Here is a 2,190-nt window from a genome sequence, read left to right on the forward strand (position 1 = left end):
AGATAGGATAGAATGGTATAACTTGATCTGGGATTTTCTCTGATGCTATATTATCGAAAAAATCGGGTCTAAAACCTCGACTTTTAAGGCGAAAAGTTTTTGGAGCGGGCCATAAATCCCCGTTACAAAAACGGCCTCCTGCCCCCTGCCCCCTGCCTCCGTTAAAAAAATGTCCAATCAATCCTCACCTAACTCCACAGAAATACAGGCAATTTTTGATCAGATCGCTCCCGAATATGACCGACTTAATCAAGAATTAAGTTTAGGATTACACCGCGTCTGGAAATTAATGACAGTCAAGTGGTGTCAACCCGAAAAAGGCGATTTTGCCCTCGATATCTGTTGTGGCAGCGGCGACCTGGCTAACCTATTATCAAAACAAGTGGGTAAAACCGGCCAAGTGATCGGACTAGATTTTTCCCCACAACAATTAAAAATCGCCCGTCAGCGTTTTAGTGCCACTAATATTAACTGGATGGAAGGGGATGCCCTCAATTTACCCTTTGCCGATTCTAGCTTTGATTGTGCCACTATTGGCTATGGATTACGCAATGTGGTGGATATTGCCCAATGTTTGGGGGAATTATACCGAGTCCTCAAACCGGGCGCTAAAGCGGCGATTCTGGACTTCCATCAACCCACCGAAACCATCGCCAAATTCTTCCAAAACTGGTATCTCGAGCATATCGTCGTTCCGGCTGCCGAGCGCTACGGTTTAACTGACCAGTACGCTTATATTAGTCCCAGTATCGATCGCTTTCCCCGGGGCCCAGAACAGGTAAAATTAGGCTATCGGTCGGGATTTTCCAGTGCCGTTCACTATCCACTCCTAGCAGGACTGATGGGAGTGTTAGTCTTAAAGAAATAACTCACTCACATTTCCGTTTATTTTTTGCTGCTAAATTGAATCTCGCTACTCTTTGGACATGGATATTACCGCCGATCGCGGGGGCAATTATTGGCTATTTTACGAACGATGTAGCCATAAAAATGCTATTTCGTCCCTACAAGGCGATTTATATCGGTAAGCGTCCTCTTCCCTTCACCCCGGGGCTAATTCCTCGCAATCAAGATCGATTAGCTGTCCGGGTATCGGATACGATCATGGGTTCCCTGTTAACCCCCGAGGAACTACAAAAACTGGCTAAACGACTCCTCGACACCGAAAGGGTACAGGGGGCGATACTCTGGCTGTTACAATTAGCTTTAAAACAAATCAAAGGCGATCGACAAGCAAAAACCGCCGAGATTTTGGCGGCGATTCTTCACGATTTATTCGGGGAATCTTTAGCGAGATTACTAAAAGTTTTAGCCCGACGACAGGACTTTTTAGAAAAACAGATCAATCAAATTTTTGATCGCCTAGTCTTAGAATTTTCTCTCAGTGAACAACAGGCGCGACAATTCTCCGATTGGCTATTAGAAACCGTCCTACCTGCTGATGTTATCCGTCTAGCTTTAATCGACTTTTTAACCGATCGCAATATTCAAGTTATCGATGAAGGATTTCGGGAAAAAACCAGTGGAACCTATTGGGTAGTAGCCAATTTATTCGGTTTACGCAATGCCCTCGCTCGCTTACGCACTTTTTGCCTTGATGAAAAGGATTTAGCTAATACCAGAATCAAAGAATTATTACTATCTTTAGAGATGCGTAATCGTCTGAAAAACTGGTTACAAAGTATCTCTTTGCAAAATTTACCTATCTCCACCGTCAGACAATTGCGTAAAACCACTAGAGACACGGTGCGAATTTATATTCAAGAAAGTGGCGAACAATTTCTGCAAGATTTTGGACAAACGATCGACTGGAATCAAATCGCTAATTTAATTATTAATCGTCTGCAATCTTCGGGGTCAATGACTACATCATTAGGGGTAATTAGTCAAGAGTTAGCGTTAATTTTAGAGCGTTATCTAGAGGAAGATTTAGAGAAATTAGTCGCCCAAATTATCCCAATTCTCAATATCGATCAAGTGATCCGCGATCGGGTAAATGCTACTTCCCCTGCTGATCTGGAAAATGCTATTCAAGGCATTGTTAAACAGGAATTACAGGGAATTGTTAATCTTGGTGGGATTCTCGGTCTTCTAGTCGGACTAATGCAAACAATTATTTTAATTGCACAGAATCCGGGGTAATAATTAGGGTCTGCTGAAAAAGTTTGTTGGTGGGGGCAGGGTGTGGGG

General features: G+C 43.2%; 2 protein-coding genes. Both read left to right on the forward strand.

The window, feature by feature from the left end; all coding sequences use genetic code 11:
• Positions 1-169: 169 nt before the first annotated feature.
• Positions 170-868: a bifunctional demethylmenaquinone methyltransferase/2-methoxy-6-polyprenyl-1,4-benzoquinol methylase UbiE gene (ubiE, locus tag IQ242_RS23110; RefSeq protein WP_193961562.1), complete on the forward strand. Its 699-nt coding sequence runs from the start codon at positions 170-172 to the stop codon at positions 866-868.
• A gap of 35 nt (positions 869-903) precedes the next feature.
• Entirely contained in the window at positions 904-2,142 is a 1,239-nt protein-coding gene (locus tag IQ242_RS23115) for a DUF445 domain-containing protein (protein ID WP_193961563.1), read from the forward strand.
• Positions 2,143-2,190 lie beyond the last annotated feature (48 nt).

The sequence above is a fragment of the Microcystis sp. LEGE 08355 genome (assembly GCF_015207185.1).
Lineage (GTDB): Bacteria > Cyanobacteriota > Cyanobacteriia > Cyanobacteriales > Microcystaceae > Microcystis > Microcystis panniformis.